This is a genomic window from Arthrobacter sp. KBS0702, from assembly GCF_005937985.2.
Classification (GTDB): Bacteria; Actinomycetota; Actinomycetes; order Actinomycetales; family Micrococcaceae; genus Arthrobacter.
Map to the genome: position 1 here is coordinate 644,164 of NZ_CP042172.1, position 20,716 is coordinate 664,879.

General features: G+C 68.6%; 25 protein-coding genes. 20 read left to right on the forward strand and 5 right to left on the reverse strand.

Annotated features, from left to right (window positions below):
• The first annotated feature begins 78 nt into the window (after nucleotides 1-78).
• From FFF93_RS03015 to FFF93_RS03030, 4 genes are all read left to right on the forward strand, one after another.
• Nucleotides 79-882, forward strand: a complete 804-nt coding sequence (locus tag FFF93_RS03015) for a (Fe-S)-binding protein (protein ID WP_138770222.1) — start codon at nucleotides 79-81, stop codon at nucleotides 880-882.
• Nucleotides 879-2,441 carry a LutB/LldF family L-lactate oxidation iron-sulfur protein gene (locus FFF93_RS03020; protein ID WP_261375267.1) on the forward strand — a complete coding sequence of 521 codons (1,563 nt, stop codon included), beginning with the start codon at nucleotides 879-881 and terminating at the stop codon, nucleotides 2,439-2,441. The genes FFF93_RS03015 and FFF93_RS03020 overlap by 4 nt, the downstream gene beginning before the upstream one ends.
• Nucleotides 2,438-3,073 carry an LUD domain-containing protein gene (locus FFF93_RS03025; protein ID WP_138770221.1) on the forward strand — a complete coding sequence of 212 codons (636 nt, stop codon included), beginning with the start codon at nucleotides 2,438-2,440 and terminating at the stop codon, nucleotides 3,071-3,073. The genes FFF93_RS03020 and FFF93_RS03025 overlap by 4 nt, the downstream gene beginning before the upstream one ends.
• Before the next feature lie 217 nt (nucleotides 3,074-3,290).
• Entirely contained in the window at nucleotides 3,291-3,809 is a 519-nt protein-coding gene (locus FFF93_RS03030; RefSeq protein WP_138770220.1) for a GyrI-like domain-containing protein, read from the forward strand.
• A 19-nt stretch (nucleotides 3,810-3,828) separates the two neighbouring features.
• Here FFF93_RS03030 and FFF93_RS03035 read toward each other — a convergent pair whose 3' ends face one another.
• Nucleotides 3,829-4,176 carry a hypothetical protein gene (locus tag FFF93_RS03035; protein ID WP_138770581.1) on the reverse strand — a complete coding sequence of 116 codons (348 nt, stop codon included), beginning with the start codon at nucleotides 4,174-4,176 and terminating at the stop codon, nucleotides 3,829-3,831.
• 141 nt (nucleotides 4,177-4,317) lie between these two features.
• On the opposite strand from FFF93_RS03035, the gene FFF93_RS03040 reads away from it, so the two are divergent.
• Both FFF93_RS03040 and FFF93_RS03045 read left to right on the forward strand, forming a co-directional pair.
• Nucleotides 4,318-4,620, forward strand: coding sequence for a DUF4193 domain-containing protein (locus FFF93_RS03040; RefSeq protein ID WP_056741192.1), 303 nt, complete (start codon nucleotides 4,318-4,320; stop codon nucleotides 4,618-4,620).
• A gap of 251 nt (nucleotides 4,621-4,871) precedes the next feature.
• On the forward strand, nucleotides 4,872-5,429 hold the full coding sequence (locus FFF93_RS03045; protein ID WP_138770580.1) for a hypothetical protein: 558 nt from the start codon (nucleotides 4,872-4,874) through the stop codon (nucleotides 5,427-5,429).
• A 40-nt stretch (nucleotides 5,430-5,469) separates the two neighbouring features.
• On the opposite strand, the gene fliW is transcribed toward FFF93_RS03045, so the two are convergent.
• Genes fliW through FFF93_RS03065 form a run of 4 tightly spaced genes read right to left on the reverse strand, consistent with a single transcriptional unit; the run spans nucleotide 5,470 to nucleotide 8,654 of the window.
• Nucleotides 5,470-5,847 (reverse strand): flagellar assembly protein FliW, encoded by a 378-nt coding sequence (gene fliW / locus FFF93_RS03050; protein ID WP_261375268.1) that lies wholly within the window; start codon nucleotides 5,845-5,847, stop codon nucleotides 5,470-5,472.
• A gap of 8 nt (nucleotides 5,848-5,855) precedes the next feature.
• Entirely contained in the window at nucleotides 5,856-6,746 is an 891-nt protein-coding gene (gene flgL / locus FFF93_RS03055; protein WP_138770218.1) for a flagellar hook-associated protein FlgL, read from the reverse strand.
• Between the two features lie 2 nt (nucleotides 6,747-6,748).
• Nucleotides 6,749-8,158: a flagellar hook-associated protein FlgK gene (gene flgK / locus FFF93_RS03060; protein WP_138770217.1), complete on the reverse strand. Its 1,410-nt coding sequence runs from the start codon at nucleotides 8,156-8,158 to the stop codon at nucleotides 6,749-6,751.
• 10 nt (nucleotides 8,159-8,168) lie between these two features.
• A complete protein-coding gene (locus tag FFF93_RS03065) occupies nucleotides 8,169-8,654 on the reverse strand; it encodes a flagellar protein FlgN (protein WP_138770216.1) in 486 nt (161 codons plus the stop codon).
• A 275-nt stretch (nucleotides 8,655-8,929) separates the two neighbouring features.
• On the opposite strand from FFF93_RS03065, the gene FFF93_RS03070 reads away from it, so the two are divergent.
• The 14 genes from FFF93_RS03070 (at nucleotide 8,930) to FFF93_RS03135 (ending at nucleotide 20,704) form a co-directional block, all read left to right on the forward strand.
• Nucleotides 8,930-9,778 (forward strand): flagellin, encoded by an 849-nt coding sequence (locus FFF93_RS03070; RefSeq protein ID WP_138770215.1) that lies wholly within the window; start codon nucleotides 8,930-8,932, stop codon nucleotides 9,776-9,778.
• A gap of 184 nt (nucleotides 9,779-9,962) precedes the next feature.
• The gene (gene fliD / locus FFF93_RS03075) at nucleotides 9,963-11,291 is read left to right on the forward strand and encodes a flagellar filament capping protein FliD (RefSeq protein WP_138770214.1); all 1,329 of its coding nucleotides are present in this window, start codon (nucleotides 9,963-9,965) and stop codon (nucleotides 11,289-11,291) included.
• Nucleotides 11,291-11,839: a flagellar export chaperone FliS gene (fliS, locus tag FFF93_RS03080; protein ID WP_138770213.1), complete on the forward strand. Its 549-nt coding sequence runs from the start codon at nucleotides 11,291-11,293 to the stop codon at nucleotides 11,837-11,839. Before fliD ends, fliS begins: the two co-directional genes overlap by 1 nt.
• Entirely contained in the window at nucleotides 11,832-12,218 is a 387-nt protein-coding gene (locus tag FFF93_RS03085; RefSeq protein WP_138770212.1) for a hypothetical protein, read from the forward strand. Before fliS ends, FFF93_RS03085 begins: the two co-directional genes overlap by 8 nt.
• 156 nt (nucleotides 12,219-12,374) lie before the next feature.
• The gene (locus FFF93_RS03090) at nucleotides 12,375-12,716 is read left to right on the forward strand and encodes a flagellar basal body protein (RefSeq protein ID WP_138770211.1); all 342 of its coding nucleotides are present in this window, start codon (nucleotides 12,375-12,377) and stop codon (nucleotides 12,714-12,716) included.
• Nucleotides 12,716-13,108: a flagellar basal body rod protein FlgC gene (locus tag FFF93_RS03095; RefSeq protein ID WP_138770210.1), complete on the forward strand. Its 393-nt coding sequence runs from the start codon at nucleotides 12,716-12,718 to the stop codon at nucleotides 13,106-13,108. The genes FFF93_RS03090 and FFF93_RS03095 overlap by 1 nt, the downstream gene beginning before the upstream one ends.
• Nucleotides 13,108-13,413: a flagellar hook-basal body complex protein FliE gene (gene fliE, locus FFF93_RS03100; protein WP_138770209.1), complete on the forward strand. Its 306-nt coding sequence runs from the start codon at nucleotides 13,108-13,110 to the stop codon at nucleotides 13,411-13,413. The genes FFF93_RS03095 and fliE overlap by 1 nt, the downstream gene beginning before the upstream one ends.
• A complete protein-coding gene (fliF, locus tag FFF93_RS03105; protein WP_138770208.1) occupies nucleotides 13,413-15,023 on the forward strand; it encodes a flagellar basal-body MS-ring/collar protein FliF in 1,611 nt (536 codons plus the stop codon). The genes fliE and fliF overlap by 1 nt, the downstream gene beginning before the upstream one ends.
• The gene (fliG, locus tag FFF93_RS03110) at nucleotides 15,020-16,036 is read left to right on the forward strand and encodes a flagellar motor switch protein FliG (protein ID WP_138770207.1); all 1,017 of its coding nucleotides are present in this window, start codon (nucleotides 15,020-15,022) and stop codon (nucleotides 16,034-16,036) included. Before fliF ends, fliG begins: the two co-directional genes overlap by 4 nt.
• On the forward strand, nucleotides 16,026-16,679 hold the full coding sequence (locus FFF93_RS03115) for a FliH/SctL family protein (protein WP_138770206.1): 654 nt from the start codon (nucleotides 16,026-16,028) through the stop codon (nucleotides 16,677-16,679). Before fliG ends, FFF93_RS03115 begins: the two co-directional genes overlap by 11 nt.
• Nucleotides 16,676-18,004, forward strand: a complete 1,329-nt coding sequence (locus tag FFF93_RS03120; RefSeq protein WP_138770205.1) for a FliI/YscN family ATPase — start codon at nucleotides 16,676-16,678, stop codon at nucleotides 18,002-18,004. The genes FFF93_RS03115 and FFF93_RS03120 overlap by 4 nt, the downstream gene beginning before the upstream one ends.
• Complete coding sequence (locus FFF93_RS03125) at nucleotides 18,001-18,435, forward strand: flagellar FliJ family protein (protein WP_138770204.1); 435 nt, start codon at nucleotides 18,001-18,003, stop codon at nucleotides 18,433-18,435. Before FFF93_RS03120 ends, FFF93_RS03125 begins: the two co-directional genes overlap by 4 nt.
• Complete coding sequence (locus FFF93_RS03130; protein ID WP_138770203.1) at nucleotides 18,432-19,130, forward strand: C40 family peptidase; 699 nt, start codon at nucleotides 18,432-18,434, stop codon at nucleotides 19,128-19,130. The genes FFF93_RS03125 and FFF93_RS03130 overlap by 4 nt, the downstream gene beginning before the upstream one ends.
• Nucleotides 19,127-20,704 carry a flagellar hook-length control protein FliK gene (locus tag FFF93_RS03135; RefSeq protein WP_138770202.1) on the forward strand — a complete coding sequence of 526 codons (1,578 nt, stop codon included), beginning with the start codon at nucleotides 19,127-19,129 and terminating at the stop codon, nucleotides 20,702-20,704. Before FFF93_RS03130 ends, FFF93_RS03135 begins: the two co-directional genes overlap by 4 nt.
• Nucleotides 20,705-20,716: the final 12 nt, after the last annotated feature.

The following is a 20,716-nucleotide window of genomic DNA, read 5'->3' on the forward strand; positions in this document are numbered from 1 at the left end:
CCGGCAGTGGAAGTGGCGGCCATCACGTGCTTTACTATGGTCAGACCACATAACTACGGCGTTGCCCGAAAGGCTGTTATGAGAATCGCTTTGTTCGCCACCTGCATCGTGGATGCGATGTATCCGCGCACCGCGCAGGCCACCGTGAGCATCCTGGAGCGGCTGGGGCACGAGGTCGTGTTCCCGTCCGGCCAGGCCTGCTGCGGGCAGATGCACGTCAACAGCGGCTACCTCAAGGAAGCCGTCCCGGTCGTCGCCAACCATGTGCACGCCTTTGACACCAAGGACTACGACGTCGCCGTCGCGCCGTCCGGGTCCTGCGTCGCCTCCGTGAAGCACCAGCACCCGATGGTGGCCCGCTCCTGCGGCGACACAGCGCTGGAAGCCCGGGCCGCCGCCGTCGGTGCCAGGACGTATGAGCTGTCCGAGCTGCTGGTGGACGTGCTGGGCGTGACCGACGCCGGCGCCCAGCTGGGCTCCTACTTCCCGCACCGGGTCACGTACCACCCCAGCTGCCACGGCATGCGCCTGCTCCGCCTCGGCGACCGCCAGGCCCGGCTGCTGCGCAGCGTCCATGGAATCGAGCTGGCCGAACTCCCGGAAGCGGACCAGTGCTGCGGCTTCGGCGGCACCTTCTCGATGAAAAACGCCGACGTGTCCTCGGCCATGCTTGAGGACAAGACGGCGAACATACGCTCCACCGGCGCCGCGTTGTGTACGGGCGGGGACGCCTCCTGCCTGATGCACATCGGCGGCGGCCTGTCCCGCCAAGGCAGCGACGTGACCACCCTGCACCTGGCCGAAATTCTCGCCAGCACCGCGGAAGCGCCGGCGTCCGTCACCGGCGAGATACGCGTCGCCACCGGAAAGGCAACACGATGAGCACCTTCCTGGGCATGCCCTCCCTTCCCGTCTTCGGCACGGGCAACCTGCACGCCGCCGAATCGTTCCCGACGGCGGCGCACCGCGAGCTGGGCAACGCACAACTGCGCGCCAACCTCGGCCACGCCACCCACACGATCCGCGACAAGCGCCTCCAGGTGGTCTCCGAACTGCCCGATTGGGAACAGCTGCGCGACGCCGGGTCCGCCATCAAGGAATCCGTGATGGCCCGGCTCCCCGAACTCCTCGAACAGTTCGAGCAGAACTTCACCGCCCGCGGCGGAGTCATCCACTGGGCGCGCGACGCCGGCGAGGCCAACGACATCGTCGCGGGACTGATCCGGGACACCGGCGAAACCGAGGTGGTCAAGGTCAAGTCCATGGCCACCCAGGAAATCGGGCTCAACGAGTACCTCGAAGAGCAGGGGATTACGGCCTTCGAAACGGACCTGGCCGAGCTGATCGTGCAGCTGGACCACGACAAGCCCAGCCACATCCTGGTTCCCGCCATCCACAAGAACCGCACCGAAATCCGGGACATCTTCCTGCGCGAGATGCCCGGCGCGGACCCGGCGCTGACCGACAACCCCGCGGTGCTGGCCATGGCGGCCCGCGCGCACCTGCGCCGCAAGTTCCTCACGGCGAAGGTGGCCGTGTCCGGGGCCAACTTCGCGCTCGCCGATTCCGGCACCCTGGCCGTCGTCGAATCCGAAGGCAACGGCCGGATGTGCCTGACCCTGCCGGAGACCCTGATCACCGTGATGGGCGTGGAAAAACTGCTGCCGACCTGGCAGGACCTCGAGGTGTTTATGCAGCTGCTCCCGCGCTCCTCCACCGGGGAACGGATGAACCCCTACACCTCGCTGTGGACTGGCGTCACGGACGGCGACGGGCCACGAAACGTGCACCTGGTACTGCTCGACAACGGACGCAGCGCCGCCCTGGCGGACGAGATGGGCCGCTCCGCGCTGCACTGCATCCGCTGCAGTGCCTGCATGAACGTCTGCCCGGTCTACGAGCGGACCGGCGGCCACGCCTACGGCTCCACCTATCCCGGCCCGATCGGCGCCATCCTTTCGCCGCTGCTGACCGGCATCGAGTCGGAGGAAAACAGCTCGTTGCCGTACGCCTCCTCGCTATGCGGGGCCTGCTACGACGCCTGCCCGGTGAAAATCAACATTCCGGACATCCTGGTGCACCTGCGCAGCGTCGACGTGGACAGCAAGCGCGGAAAGAAGAAGCTGCCCAGCCAGATGGACGTCGGCATGAAGGCGGCATCCTGGGCGCTGTCCTCCGGGAAGCGGCTCGGGCTGGTCGAAAAGGGTCTTCCCCTGGGGCGCCTGGCGGCCGGCCCGGATCACAAGATCACCAAGCTGCCCGGCATTGCCGCCGGCTGGACCCAAAGCCGGGACATCCCGGCGCCCCCGCAGAAATCCTTCCGGGACTGGTGGGCCAAGGAACACCACGGGCCGGAAACCGGCGGCACCAACGCTCCGGCCCGGGGCACCGCCCGGGCGGATGCCCACCTCAATGCCCAGGACAAGGAAGACGGAGCATGAGCGCACGCGAAGATATCCTCGGCCGGATCCGCTCCGCGCTGCGGGACGCACCCGTAGCACCGCAGATTCCGCGGGCATACCGCACATCATCCGAGCTGGACCACGACGCGCTGATCCATCTGCTGGTGGACCGCCTGGTCGACTACAAAGCCAGGGTCTGCGTGCTGGACGCGGCCGAGGTGCCCGAACGGATCGCCGAGCTGCTCGCGGACGCCCGCAGCTACGTTATCCCGGCGGGGCTCGACCCCGACTGGACCGCGGGCCCGCACTTCGCTCCCGACGGCGACCGCCGCCGCGTGGATTCCGTGTCTGCGCCGCTGACCGTTGCCGAACTGGACGGCGTTGACGCCGTCGTGACCGGCAGCGCCGTCGCCGTCGCCGAAACGGGGACGATCATCCTCGACGGCAGTCCCAACCAGGGCCGCCGTGCCATCAGCCTCGTTCCGGATTACCATATCTGCGTCGTGAACGCCGCCGATATCGCCGGCATCCTCCCCGAGGCGCTGCGGCGGATCGATGGCACCCGGCCGCTCACCATGATCAGCGGACCGAGCGCCACCAGTGACATTGAACTCGAGCGCGTCGAGGGGGTCCACGGCCCGCGCATCCTCGACGTCATCATCGCGCGGTAGCCGCGACGCCGTCATTTATCCCGCCGGAAGGGGGCGTTCGTGGCCCATTATCGCCGTCACACTTAGCACGACTTGGGCGGCTGCCGGTCCCTGTCGTGTCGTACCGCGTGCAGTCATGCCGCACTCTTATGCACCAGTGCATATTCTGCACAAACGCAAGGGCTGCCGGGCCGTTAGGCCCTTGACCAGCCCGAGGGCGGCGGCGGAGGCTGTTCAGATGAGCGATACGAATCCGGATACGACGCCCGACATTAACTCGCCCGACGTCAACTCTGCCGACATCAAGTCAGCCGATTTGAAGGAACAGCCGACCGCGGTGCTGCGTGAAACCGTGCCCATGAATGACCTGCGGGAATTCTTCGGCCGCGCCTACTCGGCGGTGATGGCGGCCGTCCAGCAGCAGCACGTCCAGCTGGCGGGACCGCCGTTTGCGCTGTACCGGGGCATGCCCACCGACGTCGTCGACGTCGAGGCGGGCTTCCCGCTCGCAGCCCCCTTCCCGGGCGGGGGCGACGGCGGTGTGACAGCCGGCGTGCTTCCTGCCGGGCGCGCCCTGGAAGCGCTGCACGTGGGCCCGTACGAGACCTTGCCGGAGACGTATGGCAAGGTGATGGCGCGGATGGAGGCGGAGGGCCTGACGCCGGGCGACAGCATGTGGGAGTACTACCTCAGCGACCCCGGCACCGAGCCGGATCCGGCGGTGTGGAAGACCCTTATCGTCTGGCCGGTCGCCTGATTCCGAATGTCATCCGACGCTAGTCGGCGTCGATCTCTTCGAGGAGTTTCCTGGCTGCGTCGGCGATGTCGTCATGACCATGTTGCGCGGCCCGGCTCTCGAGCGAAATGACGGCGCAGCGGTGGACCTTCTTGAAGTCGCCGAAGGGAAACGTCACGCTGCCCTTGGTGCCTTCGGAAGCGTCCGGGTCCAGCCCCAGATGCCAGTGGGAGAACTCCGCGAATCCGTTCTTTTCGATGAACGTGTTTTCCTCCTCGGCTGACGGTGCGTGCTCGCTCCAGTCGTCCCGGGTGTCGCGCTGGACCTTCCCGTCCTTGACCAGGCGGCGCGCGTGGGAGAGCGCTTGTTTGTTGAGTTTCGTAGCCATCATTGCCTCCAGATTCACCCTGTCCGGCGACGCGGAATGTCGCTTTAAACACAGTATTCTCCAACTCCGGGCATGATGGCCTAAACTGCTTCACTGAGGTGCCTGAAATGGCGCTGCGCAGCAACGAAAGTGAATCCCGCTATGGCTACCGATTACGACGCCCCACGCAAGACAGAAGAAGAGTCTCCCGCTGAATCGCTGGAGGCCCTCCAGGCGTCCCGTGGCGGCGGCGCCCAGACTGCTGTTATCGACGTCGACGAGAACGACACCGCTGAAGGCATCGACCTTCCCGGCGCCGACCTTTCCGGCGAAGAACTGACTGTCATTGTTGTTCCCGAGCAGTCCGATGAATTCACCTGTTCCTCCTGCTTCCTGGTCCGCCACCGGTCCCAGGTCGCCAAGGAGAAGAACGGCCTGAAGTATTGCCGCGACTGCGAAGGCTAAAACCTTCCAGCGTGCGAGTCCTCCGCGGGCCCGTTCCAAGAATTTCGATATAAAAGCAAAGCGCCGGCCTCCCGCAAGGGTCCGGCGCTTTGCTGTATCCCCCGGCCCCGAAGCCGGACACCGTGTCGCTTTCGTGACCAGTGCCGCTGCCCGCTAACGGTTGAACGCCGATGCGGCCCTGGCCCTCGTCAACGACGGCGCCCGATCCTACGCTTGAGGTGTCTGAATGACTTGAGGGGGCGGCCCGCGTGATGCGATTGCTGGGGAAGAAACTCACCGTCTGGTTGGCGGCAGTACTGATGGCGGCAGGGCTGGGGCTCTTGGCGCCGGGGCCGGCCGCGGCCGAGCCGTACTGCGGATTCGTCTGGGGGTCGCTGGCCAGGACCGACGCCGACATGAGCCAGGCGAAGGTGGTAAACGTCCGCACCGGTCAGCACTATTGCTTCGACCGGATCGTCATCGACCTCAGCGGCCCGGTGGCCGGCTACACGGTGCGGTACGTCCCCCAGGTCGCGCAGGACGGGTCCGGATTGCCAATCCCGTTGCGGGGCCAGGCCTTCCTCCAGCTCACCGTCAACGCCCCCGCCTACGACGACGCCGGCCAGCCCAGCTACACACCGGGCACGAAATCGGAGGTCAGCAACGTCGGCGGATACCAGACCCTCCGGCAGGTGGCGTGGGCCGGGAGCTTCGAGGGCTACACCAGCCTTGGTGTTGGCGTCCGGGCTCGGCTGCCTTTCCGAGTCTTCGCGCTGCCAGGACCCGGCACCGGCTCACGCCTGGTGGTCGACGTGGCGCACTTCTGGTGAACGGCTTCCGTGAGTCTGTGACCCCCGACGGCGGTAGCGCCTAGAGCGCGCCGAGTTCCGCCCGCAGCGGGTACTCCTTGCCGTCCAGCACCAGCTGGGCGCAACGCCGGGCGGCCGGGTTGAACACGATCGGCGCCATCAAGTTGACCGTGGTGGCGGCGGGGGAGTGGTTGACCACCACGAGCACTTGGGGCGCCTCGCCGTCGCCGACTTCCAGGTCCTCCAGCGCGGAGCCGGGGAGGGGCGGGGCGTAGCCCGGAACGAAGACCGCCGCGTCCGCGAGGAACAGCCGCACCGGAGCCGAAGCGGACTCAAGGGCGTACAGGCCCGGGGCGCTATCGATGCTCCGCAGAGCGAAGTCGTGGATGTTATCCAGTCCCGGCATCGGGGCGGTAAAGGTCACCGGCGTGCTGCTCATGACGGAGTTCATCGCAGGAAATCCATCAGGGTGGGCTGCAAGACCTTCGCCGTGGCGGCCAGGGCCACCTGGTAGTTGGTTTCCTGAAGCTTCAGGTCCATGATCACGCTGCCGAGGTCAGCTTTTTCAATGCCGGTCCGCTGGGCGTCCAAGGAAGCCTCCAATTCGGTGTTGACGTTGCCAGCACGTTCCAGCTGTGCCTGCCGTGTTCCAATTTCAGCACGGCCGTTGACGATGCTCTTGAAGGCGTCGTCAAGGGTGCTGGCCTGGCTGGTGGAGGGGGACCCGCCAGCAGTTAAGGTATCGGCGATCGACTTGACGGCGTCGAAGACCGACCCGGCTCCGCTGCCGAAGATCTTTTGCCCGTCGGCGTCCACCCGGACCGTCTGGGTGGCGCTGATCCGCCGCTCCACCGGGCTGGCGCCGGCCCCGTTGAAGGTCGGCGGAACGGCGCCGCTGAACGCTTCGACGGCGTCGGAGTTCCCGGCAAAGATGTTCCTGCCCAGATGCTTGGCGTTAGCGACGGAGACGAGGTCGTTATTCAGCGACTTCAGCTCGATGGCGATGGCGTCCTTGCCCGACTGCGGCAGGGAATCGTTGCCGGCCATGACAGTGAGGTCTTTGATCCGGCGCATCACGTTCGTGGCCTGTTCCAGGGCCGTGTCCGCAGCGGTGAGCCAAGTGTTGCCGTCGTCGATGTTCCGGCCGTACTGGGCGTTGGCCGCTTGAAGGGACCGGGTCGCCAGGGCCTGGGCCGTGGCGGCGGGATCGTCCGAGGGCCGGGAGATCTTGTTGAGCGAGGTGGCCTTGTCCTGCAAGTCGGCCAGCTTTGCCTGCTGGGTCTGCAGGCTCCGCTGCGCGGCGGCGCTCATGGTCAGGTTTGTTACCCGGTTCAGCATGGCTATCTTCCTACCAGTCCGGTGCGGTTGATCAGGACGTCCAGGGCCTCGTCGACGGCGGTCATCACGCGGGCCGCCGCCTGGTAGGCGTGCTGGTTGGTGAGCAGGCTGACGTTCTCTTCATCCAGGCTCACAGACGCCTGCGACGCGCGGCCGGTCACGGCGGACGCCTGCGCCGCGGACGTGAGCGCCTCGTGCTGCTGGGCGCCGCGGGACTCCACGCCAATTCCGGTGACGATGCCGGACCAGAGCTTGTCCGGGGAGGTTGCCCCGGTGCCGAGCTGGGAGATCGTGTCCGCGATGCTGGTGTCGAGGGCACCCTGGTTGGGCAGCTTGAGCGCGATGTCCGCGGTGCTGGACGGGGCCTTGATGCCGAGCGCGGCCGGTCCGGCGCCGAGGGTGAAGAAGTTCTGGGCCGTCATGCCGTTGGGAAGCTGGCCCAGCTGGTGGACGTCGTTCACGGCCTTGGCCAACTCTTTTGCGAAACCGTTGTACTTCTCGGCTGCCTCGGCGATGGCGCCGCCGGAGCCGCCGGCGGCCGGAGCCAGGACGGAAAGGGCGCCGGCGATTTCGCCGCCGTCGGCGGAGGCCACGCCGGCCGGATCCGTCCAGAGCAGCTGCACGGTGGATCCCAGTGTGTCCGCGGACTGGCTGCCGGAGAGCTGAAGGCCCCGGACGGACGTGCCCATCACGAGGGCGTTGCCGCCGATGTGGACGTCCACGGTGCCGTCAGGCTGTTCCCGCACCGTGCCGCCCGCCAGCCGCGAGATGGTGTCGGTGAGTTTGGCGCGGGCGTCGATCAGCTCGTTCGCGGATCCGCCGGCATTCAGGGTGGAGCGGATGGTGGCGTTGTAGGCAGCCACCTGGTTGGCGGCGGCGTTGACGGCGGTAACGGCGTCGGCGGCCTGGGCCCGAACGCTGCTCCACTGCCCCTGGAGGGCCTGGTAGGCGGAGGAGATCTTGTCCGTCAGCGAGTTGGCCGCGTTGAGCAGCAAGCCCTTGGGGCCGTCCTCCGCCGGCTGCCTGGCTGCACCCTGCCATGCGGACCAGAACCCTTGGAGCGCGGTGGAGATACCGTTGTCCCCGGGTTCCTGCAGGATGCCTTCGATGCCCTGCAGGGCCGAGGACCGGACGCCGGCGTAGCCTGCCTGCGCGCTCGCGGAGCGGACGCTGGCGTCGAGGACACTGCTCCCGAGCCGTGTGATGGCGTCCACCGAGACACCCTGGCCCGTCTGGACTGTGCCGCTGCTGAACATCCCCGGGGCCGGGGCGCCGATGGCGGACTGCTGGACGCGCTGGCGGGTGTAGCCCTCGGTGGCGGCGTTGGCGATGTTCTGGCCGGCCACGTTCATGCCCTGCTGGGCTGCGGTCAGCCCACGGTAGGCGGTGTTCAGGGCGCCGAAGGTGCTCATGGTCGCTTCCTTAGAATTGCTTGTCGAAGATGCGGGAGCCGGCGGATTCCCCGGTCTTGCCGTGGGCGTCGTAGGTGCCGGCGCTGGCCGGACGCAGATCGGCGAGGGATTCCTGGGTGGAGCGGACGGCGCTGCGCAAATACTGTTCGTTCGCGTCGCGCAGTTCCTTGATCAGGGCGGTCTGGCGGGTGAGGGCTGCGAGGTGCGCGCTGAGGACCTCGGCCCAGGCGCCTTCCGGAGCGGCCTCGGCGAGTTCACCCAGGGTGGCGTCGGTGGGCAGTCCCCACATTTCGGCGACGACGGCGGCCTCGATGGTGCGCGCCAGGCTCGCCTGGGAGAGGTGGCCCAGCACCTGCTCCACCTCCCTGGTCCCGTGCGGAAGCCAGCGGGACTTGCCGGCGGTGAGCAGGAGCTGCTCTTCCTCCAGCTTAAAAGTCAGTACGTCCAGAAGTTCACGCTCCCGCCACAGCAGGGCAGAAAGTTCGTGGATGGCCATGGTCCGGACGGCTCCCTCATGAGTGCGAATGGTGCGAAGGCCGGGAAATCGTCGTGCGGACGACGAGGCCTTCTGCAGGGTTCGTACAAACTATCGGCAGGATTGCCGCACCCGTTAGCAGGAATAAGGCTGATAACACGCGGATTTCGGCGGGAGGGAAATTCCGAAAAGAATTTTGGAATTCTCCTTACCTCGGCAGTCCGGATGGCGATAACTACTGCTGAAGGCCCACGGACGGGCCATCGCACACAGTCCCAAATCACGGAGGAAATACCATGGGCTTCGTTATTAACAACAACCTCGCGGCTAACACGTCTTACCGCAACCTCAACGCCACGCAGGGCGACCTCTCCAAGTCCCTGGAGAAGCTGTCCACCGGCCTGCGCATCAACCGCGCCGGCGACGACGCAGCAGGCCTGTCCATCTCCGAGGGCCTGAAGGCACAGATCACCGGTTCGGCACAGGCCGCCCGCAACGCTCAGGACGGCATCAGCGTCATCCAGACGACTGAAGGCGCCCTGACCGAGGTCCACTCCATCCTGCAGCGCGTGCGTGACCTTGCTGTTCAGGCCGGTAACGACTCGAACAACACGGATTCCCGCAAGGCCATCACCGCGGAGGCCACCAGCCTGGTGGACGAACTGGACCGCATGTCCTCCTCGACCAACTTCAACGGCATCAAGCTGCTGGACAAGTCCGCAGGCACCGCGGGCGTTATGTCCATGCAGGTCGGCGCCGGCAGCGGTGACCAGATCAAGGTTGACCTCTCGGGCGCGGACATCAAGACCCTTGCCACGAACCTGAAGACCAGCATCATCACCACCGACGGTTTCGCCAGCAGCACGGTGGCGGCCACCACCATCACTTCCCTCGACACGGCCATTGGCACCGTCTCCTCGGCCCGCGCTGGCCTGGGTGCTACCCAGAACCGCCTCGAGCACACCGTCAAGGCACTGAACATCGCCGGTGAGAACCTGCAGGCTGCCCAGTCCCGCATCGCCGACGTCGACATGGCTTCGGAAATGGTCAAGTTCACCAAGGCCAACATCCTGTCCCAGGCCGGCACCGCGATGCTGGCCCAGGCCAACCAGTCCAGCCAGGGCGTTCTTTCGCTCCTGCGCTAGGCAAACCCGGCAGTCTGGCAGTCAATGGTCAGCCTGCCACCCTGATCGGACGAAGAGACACCCCCGATCATTCAGCTGCGGAAGGGCCGGACGATGGCAAAACCATCGTCCGGCCCTTACGTGCAAAACCCTGACTTCAGATCACCGAACATTTTTTGACAGTTATTGCCAAGGAGAGGCACCGATGGGAATCTCACTCGACGGACTGGCCAGCGGGCTCGACACCACCGCGCTTATCAGCTCAATCATGCAGTCCGAAGCCCTCCCGCAAACCCTGCTCAAGAACAAGTCCTACGACATCCAGTCCATGGTCTCCGCCCTCCAGGGACTCAACGGCAAGGTTGCCGCGCTCGCAACACAGGCCACGGCAGCCGCCAAACCCGGCGCCCTGGACCTCTACGCCGCGACCACGAACAGTGACAAGGTCGTCGCCACGACCACCGCGGCCGCGAAGGCGGGTTCCCTCGACTTCCAGGTCACCCAGTTGGCGCAGGCCCAGGTCACTGTCACGCCCAAGGTGAACGCGGTGACGGGCTGGCCGTACACCACGATGACGATCAACAGCGGCGGAGCGAATTACACGATCACCCCCGCCTCCAACAGCCTCGACGACGTCGTTTCTGCGGTCAACGCCGCGGGCGCCGGTGTCACCGCCAGCAAGGTCGACGTCGGCGGCGGCGACTTCCGGATCCAGTTCACCGCGACGAAGTCCGGTGCGGCCGGCGCGTTCACTATTACGGACCCAGGCACCACCTACACCGACGTCAAGACCGCGCAGGACGCCACGATTTCGCTCTGGCCCGGCACCGCCGCCGCGCAGACGGTGACGTCGTCCACGAACACGTTCACTGATCTCCTGCCCGGCGTCTCCATCACCGCCAAGGACGTGACCGCGGCTCCCGTGACCCTGACGGTGTCCCGCGACGACGCCGGTATCACGAAAGTCGCCTCCGGCCTGGTCGACGGGGTCAACGGCATCTTCTCGCTTATCGCCCGCCAGAGCGCGGTCAGCACCAGCACGAACAGCGGCGGCACCACCACCTCCGCGGGCGTCTTCGCCGGTGACAGCACGGTCCGCTCCGTGAACCAGAACATCCTCTCCGCCGCGTCGCTGCCGGTGGGGACCCCGCCGCGGTCGCCGTCGGAAATCGGCATCAGCATCACCAAGTCGGGCACGATGGAGTTCGATGCCACCAAGTTCGGCGCGGCCCTCGCCGCGGACCCCACGGGCACCGCCGCCAAGGTGCAGGAAATTGCCGGGCGCATCGCCACCGCTGCGACAGCCGCCTCGGACAAATACACCGGCACCCTGACCACCACGATCACCGGGCAGCAGTCCGAGGTCCGGGACCTCGCCGACCGGATCAGCGACTGGGACACCCGGCTCGCCGCCCGCCAGGCGACGCTGAAAAGCACCTACTCGGCCCTCGAAGTGGCACTGAGCAACATGAAGGCCCAGCAAACCTGGCTGTCCTCGCAGCTCGCTGGCCTTGCCGGCGGGAGCGCCAAGTAATGACCAGCGCCCCCTTTGGGAATGGCTTCGGCGGCTACGGCAACTCGCTGGGCAACGGAGGCGCCGCCCAGCGGAACCAGTACCTGGCGGACTCCGTCCTCTCGGCCCCGCCGGCGCGCCTCCTGACCATGCTCTACGACCGGCTCCTGCTGGATCTGGGCCGCGCCGAGGCCGCACAGCAGGCCGCCAACTGGCCGGTCGCCTCGGAGAACCTGCTGCACGGCCAGGCGATCATCGCAGAGCTCATTTCGTCGCTCAAGACGGATGCCTGGGACGGCGCGGACGGACTGCTGGGGCTTTATAACTACGCCTTCACCGCGTTGGTCAATGCCAACATCCAGCGGGACGCGGCCCTCACACGCGAAGCGATCGAACTGCTGGAACCCCTCCGCCAGGCCTGGCACGAGGCCGCCGCGGCCATCCCCGTGGCCCAGCCGGCTGCCGCCCCGGCCGCAACACAAGCCGGACCGGCGTCGTCCGCCTTCGCAGCCGCCGGTGCCTGGGCCTCGCAGCCGGGTGCCGCCGGTGGGAGCCTTGGCTTTGGCTGAGCAAGCCCATTGGGGGGACCAAACAGCCGAACCATTCCAGAAGGACCCCGCCCTCGCCGCGTGGTCCCTGGTACTGGACGTGCTGGAAATGGCCGTTGTCGCTGCGGAGAAGACCCTCAAGGACCCGTTGGGTCCACTCTCTGCGCGGGATCAGCCGGTGGCCGCGCTGCCCGCGGAACGCTGGTCCCCGCCGTCTCTGAATGCCCCGCTGCCTCCCGAGGCGCGCCGGCGGGCCTTGGCGTTGGCTGAGGCCCAGGAGCGTGTAGCCCGGCGGCTGGAGGCCGCCAAGCACGACGTCGTCCGTCAGCTACACGCCGTCAGTTCGGTGCCCGGTGTCGGCGACCCGTCCGGGGCGATTTACCTCGACGTCAACGGGTAAAACCGGCGCCGAGCCGCGGCTCAAAAGAACCCGCATAAACGTTTCACATATTTTGCTAACGCGGCGCTGAACTGTGCCGATAACCACAGTAAGAGCACGGATCGCTCATTTACCGGCCACGGATCGGCCACCCCACAATTCCCCAGGCAGGACTCTGTGCTCGAATCCGTGACTTCCGCCGCTCTGGCCAGCGCCCTGAACGGGCTGTCCCTGCGCCAGCGCACGATCGCGAACAACATCGCGAACGTCAACACGCCGAACTACCATGCCCAGCGCGTCAGCTTCGAAGATGCACTGGCCCAATCGGTACAGTCCGGCGACGGCCACGTCCAGGCCACCACAGCGTCCTCCCTGGAACCCACCCAGCTCAACGGCAACAACGTCAACCTGGACACGGAAACTCTCTCCAACATCGATACCGTGCTGCGCTTTCAGTTCGCCTCCCGCGCTGTTGGCTATGAGTTCAGTGCCGTCCGCGCAGCAATGAGGACCAACTAATGACCTTCGACGCCATCGGCATCGCCGGCTCTGCCCTCACCGTGCACCGCAAGTGGCTCGACGCCGTCTCGGACAACCTGGCCAACATGAACAACGCCTCGGCCACGTCGGGCCCGGCGTTCCGCGCCAAGTACGTCGAGGCCGCCGAGGGCGCCGGGGGTACCGGCGTGTACGTCAAGAGCACGCAGCTGGGCGACGGTGCGGGACGCATCGTCTACCAACCGGACCACCCGCTGGCCGACGCCAACGGCAACGTGAAGTACCCGGACATCGACATGGCCGAGCAGATGGGTGCACTGATCATTGCCCAGCGCGGCTACCAGGCCAATGCCCAGGTCGTGGACCGCGCCCGCGAAACCTACCTCGCCGCCCTTGAGATTGGAAGATCCTGATGCCTGTTTCCCCCATCGCGCCGGTCCAGGGTGTCGTTCCCACGGACTACCTCTCCGGCGCCTCGGCCGTGCCCAGCACGGGCGGATCCGGCTTCGCGGCATCCCTCGCCGGGGCCGTGGATAACCTCCAGCAGCTGCAGTCGACGTCGAACCAGCTCGCCGTCTCGGCCGTCACCGGCAACCTCAACGACATCCAGGACGCCACCATCGCGGCCACCCGGGCACAGGTAACCCTGGAGCTCGTGGCATCCATGCGCAACAAGGGCGTTGACGCGTTCAACGAGATCATGAGGATGCAGGCCTGATGCCTCCGCAGATTACCGTCTTCTTCCAGCGCTTCGGCGCGGGCCTCAAGGGCTTCACCACCGGCCAGCGCACGCTGGCCGTCCTCGGCGGCGCCCTGCTCGTGGTGGGCATCATCGCGCTGTCAGCGTGGCTGTCCAAGCCCACCATGACGCCGCTGTTCTCCGGCCTCAAGAACACCGACGCGAACGGCATCGTGGAGCAGCTGCGCAAGGACAACGTGCCCTACGAACTCAGCGACGGCGGCGCCACCATCCTCGTCCCGCAGGACAAGGTCTACGACGAGCGTCTCAAGGCCGCGGCCGCAGGCCTCCCCACCGCCGCAGCCACCGGGTACTCGCTGCTGGACAAGATGGGCGTCACGTCCTCGGAGTTCCAGCAGTCCGTCACCTACAAACGCGCGCTCGAAGGCGAACTGGCCAGCACCATTTCCGCCATGGAAGGCGTGAAGACCGCCGCCGTCCGGCTGGCGATCCCGGAAAAGACCGTCTTCGTCTCCAAAACCCCGGACACCACGGCCTCGGTCTTCATCGAGACCGCCCCCGGCGTCACGCTCTCCGGCGACAAGGTCCAGGCCATTGTGCACCTCACCTCCGCCGCGATCGAGAACCTCAAACCCGCCAACGTCTCCGTGGTCGACTCGCAGGGCAACGTCCTCTCCGCCGTGGGCGGCGGGGCCGCCGGTTCCTCCTCCAAGCAGGCCGCCGACTACCAACAGCGCACCGGCGACGCCGTCCGCGCCGTCCTGGACCGTGTGGTGGGCCCGGGCAACTCAACCGTGGCGGTCGCCGCGGACGTCACCGGCGAATCCGCCCAGCAGAAGAGCGAAACGTTCTCCAACACCCCCGGCGCGCTGCCGCTGAGTGAGTCCTCCAAGACCGAAAAGTACAGCGGAACCGGGGGAGGGGCCGCCGGCGTCCTGGGCCCGGACAACATCGCCGTCCCCGGTGGCACCAGCGGCAACGGCAACTTCGACTCCACCACGGCGACCAAGAACAACGCCGTCAACAAGGTCACCGAGGACCGGGTCATCCCGCCGGGCGCCGTCAAGCGCCAGACCATCTCCGTGGCTGTCAGCCAGTCCGCCGCCGGCGGGCTGAACCTCGGCTCGCTGACCGCGCTGGTCACCTCCGCGGCCGGCGTCGACCGGGCCCGCGGCGACGTCGTCACCGTCGAGGTGATCCCGTTCAGCACGGCCGCAGCGGACCAGGCCAATGCCTCCCTCGACGCGGCCAAGGCCGAAATCGAGGCGCAGAAGCAGGCGGCGTTCTTCGGCACCCTCGTCACCGCCGGAAGCATCCTGCTCGGGCTGCTGATCCTGGCCCTGATCGTCACCATCATCCTGCGCCGCCGGCAGAAGCGTGAACCGGTGGACCTCGGCGAACGCCTGGACCTGCTGCCGCCGCTGCCCGCCGTGACCGCCTTCGACCCGGCGCCCGCGACCTCGGCCATCCCGCTGACCGCGCTGCCGCTGCAGCCGCTGCCGGCCCCGCCGATGGAAGTACTCGAGGCCGAGCGCCGGATGCAGGAAATCGACAACATGGTCGCCGCCAACCCGGAAAAGGCCGCCGACTACCTCCGCGGCCTGATGGATGACAGGCAGCCCGCATGAAACTTGCCGAATCGACCCTCACCGGGACCCAGCGTGCCGCCGTCGTCCTGATGCAGATGAGCCCCGCCAACGCGGCGCGGGTGATGGCCCAGTTCACCGACAACGAGGCGGAGGAAATCGCCGCCGAGATTGTCCGGCTCCGCAAGGTGGACCCCGAGGTCGCCGAGCAGATCATGAAGGACTTCCACGAGGCTGCCCTGAGCAGCCCGCGGCAGGCCCGCGGCGGCCGGGAGCTCGCCGAAGGCCTGCTCGAGGCGTCGTTCGGCTCCGAGAAGGCTGCCGGCCTGATCAACCGGCTGACGGTGAACATGGCCGGCAAGTCCTTCGAGTTCCTCGAAGACATCGAACCGGTGCAGATCCTCGCCCTGATCGACGGCGAACTGCCACAGACCATCGCCCTGGTCCTGGCCCACCTGAGCCCGCGCAAGGCCTCGGCCGTGATGTCCGGCCTGCCCGGCTCGCTCCGGGCCGATGTCGCGCTGAGCATCGCCACGATGGGCTCCGGCGCTCCGGAAGCCATCGGCATCGTGGCGGACACGCTGAAACTGCGTGGCGGCGCCGCCGTCTCGCAGCAGGCCTCCAAGGTGGTCGGCGGCATCCAGCCGCTGCTCGAAATCATCAACCGGACCGACGCCGGCACCGAACGGTCAGTCCTGGACGGCCTGGACCTGCTCGATCCGGACCTCGCCGTGGAGATCCGCGCCCAGATGGTGACTTTCGAGGACATCGTGAAGCTGGAACGCCGCGACGTTCAGCTGGTGCTCCGCGGCCTGGACGCCTCTGTGCTGGCCGTGGCCATGAAGGGTGCCACGGAACCGGTCCTGGAGACCATCACCACCAACGTTTCGGGACGCAACCTCGAAATCCTCGAATCCGAGATGGCTGCGCTGGGACCGTTGCGCGCCTCGCAGATCGAGGAGGCGCGTGCCGCCGTCGTCCGCTCCATCCGCGAACTCGAGGCCGACGGCCAGATCACGATCCAGCGCGGGGACGAAGAAGACTATGTCTACTGAGGGGGCCGCGCCGGCCCGCATCGTCTTCCCCTCCCTGCGCTCCAGCGGACCCGCCAGCGAGCAGGCCGGCTATACCGAGGGCCACGCCGCCGGCTACGCCGCGGGAGTGCGTGCCGCCGCGAAGGAACAGCGCCGCTGGCGCGACCGGATGGCGGCCGAGCAGGCCGCCTCGCTCGCCGCGGGGCAGCAGGACCTGGACCGTGCCGTCCGCGCCCTCGCGGTAGCCCGCACCGACTTTGCGCACCGCAACGTCCAGGCACTGCACGACGCGGAGGAGGTCCTGGCCCGCACCGCGCTGGAACTCGCCGAGGCGATCCTGGGCTACGAACTGGCCGAGGGGACCCGGACCGCCCGCGCCGCCCTGGACCGTGCCCTCTCCGGCAACGACGCCGCAACCGTGCTGGCCATCCGCCTGCACCCGGCCGACATCGAAGTCCTCGCCAAGGAAGGCCAGGACCACCCGGCCGGCCTGCCGCTGCTCGCGGATGCGTCGCTGCAGCGCGGCGACGCCAAGGTGGAGTACCAGCAGGGCTGGCTCGACGCCAGCCTCGGCAGCGCGCTGGCCCGCGCCAAGGCGGCCCTGCTGGGGGACCAGCCGTGGTCCCCGAGTGCGGCCGATGACTACCAGGGCGGCCAGCCATGATCGCCCAGTGGCGCCCCAAGGGGGACGACTTCGCGACCGCCCTCGCCGCCGCCTCGCCGCAGCGGGTCGGCACCGTCACTTCCGTGATGGGCCTGGGCCTTGAGGTGTCCGGCCTGGACTGCGCGCTCGGCGACCTCCTCACCGTGGGGGAGCACCCCGGGCTCGACGCCGAAGTCGTGGCTGCCCTCGACGGCGCCGTGCGCTGCATGCCGCTGGGACGCCTCGCCGGCGTCGCCGCCGGCGACCCCGTCCGCGCCAAGGGCGGCACCGTGCTGGTCCCCACCGGCGCCGGGCTCTTCGGCCGCGTTCTCGACGGCCTCGGCCGGCCGATCGACGGCAAGGGCCCGCTGCTCAGCGGCCCGCGGGTCCCGATCGACAACGAGGCGCCGAACGCCATGAAACGCGCCCGGATCAATACCGCGCTGCAGACCGGCGTCCGGGTGCTGGACACCATGACCACTCTGGGCAAGGGCCAGCGCATGGGCCTCTTCGCCGGCTCCGGCGTCGGCAAGTCCTCGCTGCTGTCCATGATCGCCCGCGGCACCGACGCCGAAGTGTCCGTCATCGCCCTCGTGGGGGAGCGCGGCCGCGAAGTCCGCGAATTCCTCGAGGACGACTTGGGCCCTGCCGGGCTGGCCCGCTCCGTGGTGGTGGTCGCCACCTCCGACGAGCCGGCCTTGATGCGCATGCGCGCCGCGTTCACGGCCACCCGCATCGCCGAGTCCTTCCGCGACCAGGGCCGGGATGTCGTCCTGATGATGGACTCCCTCACCCGTGTGGCCATGGCCCAGCGCGAGATCGGCCTCTCTGCCGGCGAACCGCCCGCCACCCGCGGCTACCCGCCGTCGACCTTCTCCATCCTCGCGCGGCTGCTCGAGCGCGCCGGCACCGCCGAAACCGGCTCCGTCACCGGCATCTACACCGTGCTGGTGGACGGCGACGACCACAACGAACCCATCGCCGACGCCGCCCGGTCGATCCTCGACGGCCACGTGGTGCTGGACCGGAAACTCGCCGTGACAGGGCATTTCCCCTCCGTGGACGTGCTCGGGTCGGTCTCCCGCGTGGCCTCGAAGGTCAACGCCCGGCCCCATCTGGAGGCCGCCTCCACACTGCGCCGGGTCCTCGCGGCCCGCAAGTCCGCCCAGGACCTGATCGACGTCGGCGCCTACCAGGCCGGGACCAACCCGCTGGTGGACGCCGCCCTGGCGCACGAGCACGCCATCAGCGGGTTCCTGCAGCAGCCGATGGACGAGTCCACCCCCCATCCCGAGTCCTGGCGCCAGCTGGACCACCTCACTTCGATCCTGGGAGCCGCGGCATGAGCCGGCAATTTTCACTGGCGGGGCTGTTGCGCCTCCGCCAGATCCAGCAGGACCAGGCCGCCTCCGGGCTGGCCCGGGCCCGGTCCCGGTCCAGCTCAGTCCGCGCCCGGGAAGCCTCGGCGCGCCGGCAACTGACCGCCGCCGACGAGGAAGTCGTCAGCTCGGCGTCGCTGCGCGCCGTGGCCGCCGCCCGGTCGGCCTCGCACAGCATGCTCGCGGACCTGCAAAACCTCGCCCGCATCGCCGAGACCGACGAGGCCACGGCCCGCGAGGAATTCATCGCCGCCCGCACCCGCTCCGTCGGCCTGGAGAAGCTGCAGGCCCGGCACCACGCCGAGGTCACCACCGCCGAGCTGCGGGCCGAACAGTCCACCCTGGACGAGATCTCCTCGACGATCTGGCACCGGGACGAGCAGCAGGTGCGCTCATGAGCATGACCGAGGCGCTGGGCCGCATGCAGGGCATCCAGTCGATGATCGCGGAACTGAGCCGCCCGGCCCAGACCGAAAGCACAGCCGCGGCCCTGAAGTCCGGCGCCGCGACCTCCCTCGCCACCGGCACGGGAACCGGCGACGCCGCCTCGTTCACCGACGCCCTCACCGCGGCGCTCGGCGGGAGCGGCCTGGCGTCCGGCACGGACGTCTCCTCGCTGGCCAAGGGCCTGGGGCTGGGAGGAACCACCGGGCTCGGCGCGCTGACCGGGCTCACCCCGCCGGCCTCCCTCGGCCCCTCGTCGTTGCCGGCCGGCACCGCCACCGGCACGGACGTGGTCGCCATGGCCAAGAAATACATCGGCGTGCCCTACGTCTGGGGCGGCACCAACCCGGCCACCGGCATGGACTGCTCCGGCTTCACCCAGCGGGTGTTCAAGGACCTGGGCATCGAGCTTCCCCGGGTGGTCAGCGACCAGATGAAGCAGGGAACTCCCGTGGCGTCCCTCGCGCAGGCCAAGCCCGGGGACCTGCTGATCAGTTTCGGCGGGAACCACATTTCCATCTACCTCGGCAACGGCAAAGCCATCGACGCGCCCGTGCCGGGCAAGACCATCCAGATCCGCGACGCCTGGGAGCAGCAGTCCAACCTGACCTCCATCCGGCGGATCGTTCCGGCAGGAGGCGCCTCATGAAAGGCATGGCTTCGGCGGACCTGGCTTCGGCGCTCGCCGCGGCCCCCGCGCAGACCCGCGGCCCCCAGCAGGGGAGCCGTGGCCGCTCCGAGGCCGGAGCAGCCGGCGGCTTCGGAACGGTACTGAACGACGCCGTGACCCACGAGGCGGCCACCGCGGCGGGCCAGGCCGGCCAGACTCCCGCCGACGCCTCGACAAAGCGCGACGCGGCCGAGGCCACCGGGCCGGACACCGCAGCTTCCGCTCCGGCCGGCCCTGCTCCGGCCGCCGACGCCGGCATCCTCGCCGCCTCGGCCCTGTTCGCGGCCGGAATTCAGCCCGCTGCGGACACGGCCGAAAACACGCCCATGACGGCGGGGCAGCAGGCCGCCGTGCCGGCTGGCGGCCAGGTCATCGCAGCTTCCGCCCAGGCGCTTGCCGACCCACGACTCGCTGCCCCGGCCGCGGCCGGATCCGCTGCGCCCGTTGCGTCCGGCCCGGCACTCCAGGTCGCGGCATCCCAGGCCGCCGTCCCGTCTGCCGTCCCGTCCGCCGCGACGGCCCCCGGCAGCGGCGCAGCGGCCGCGGCAGCTGCGTTCTCCGTCCCCGGCGCTGTCGCGGCCTCCCGCGAATCGGGAACCAGCGCAGCCGGCGGCCTCACGGCGTCGATGCCGGACACCCAGCTTTCGGGCGCCGTCGTCCTCCCAACGGCCGCTGGCCAAAGCGGAGCGAGTGGCCAAGGCGCCGGCGGCCGCGCATCCGACCAGACCGCCCCGGGCTCGGCTGCCGCCGCCCCGGGACAGCAGGTTGCTCCCCTGGCAGCAGGACAGGGCCTGTCCCCGGCGCCTGCTCTTCCCGCAGCGACGGGAGCCGCGGGAGCTGCTCCTGCGGCCGCACCGGCACCCGGCGCGGCGGGCGCCGCCGCCGCCGGTCCGCTTTCCGGCCTCGCACCGGCAGCCCCCGCGGACAGCCTCCCCGCAGCGACCGCGGCCGCACCCGTCGACGGCCTGGCCGCCGCCGGCGTCGCGGGTTCCGCGGTACCGGCGCCGACGCCCGGACCGGTGCCGTCGGCCGCCGCTCCCCAGCCCGCCGCCCCGGCATCGGCCCCGCAGCCTGCCCTCCAGCCGCAGCTGGCCAAGCCGCTCTTCACCCTCGCCGGGGCACCGCACGGCCAGCACATTATGACCCTGAAGGTCACCCCGGAAGACCTGGGACCGCTGACCGTGCGCGCCCACATCGACGGAACCGGAGTACGGATCGAACTGTTCGCCCCGGGAGATTCCGGCCGGGAAGCGCTGCGGGCGATCCTCCCGGAGCTGCGCAAGGAACTTGCGGACTCCGGGTTTGGTGCAAGCCTGGACCTTTCGGACCAGAACGGACCCCCCGGTCAGGGACAGGAGCCCTGGCAGGACGCCGGCCAGGACCCGGGCCGGAACGGTTTCGGAACCGGTTCGGGCGGCAACGGCCCCGGCCGCGGCGGCCTCCACGGAGACCCGCGTCCGGGTCACCGCTGGGACGCCCTGGCCGATGAATCCGCGCTGCGCACCGCCAGGATCTTGAATGGCCCCCAGACCACCCTCGACATTCTCGTCTGACACAAAGGAACG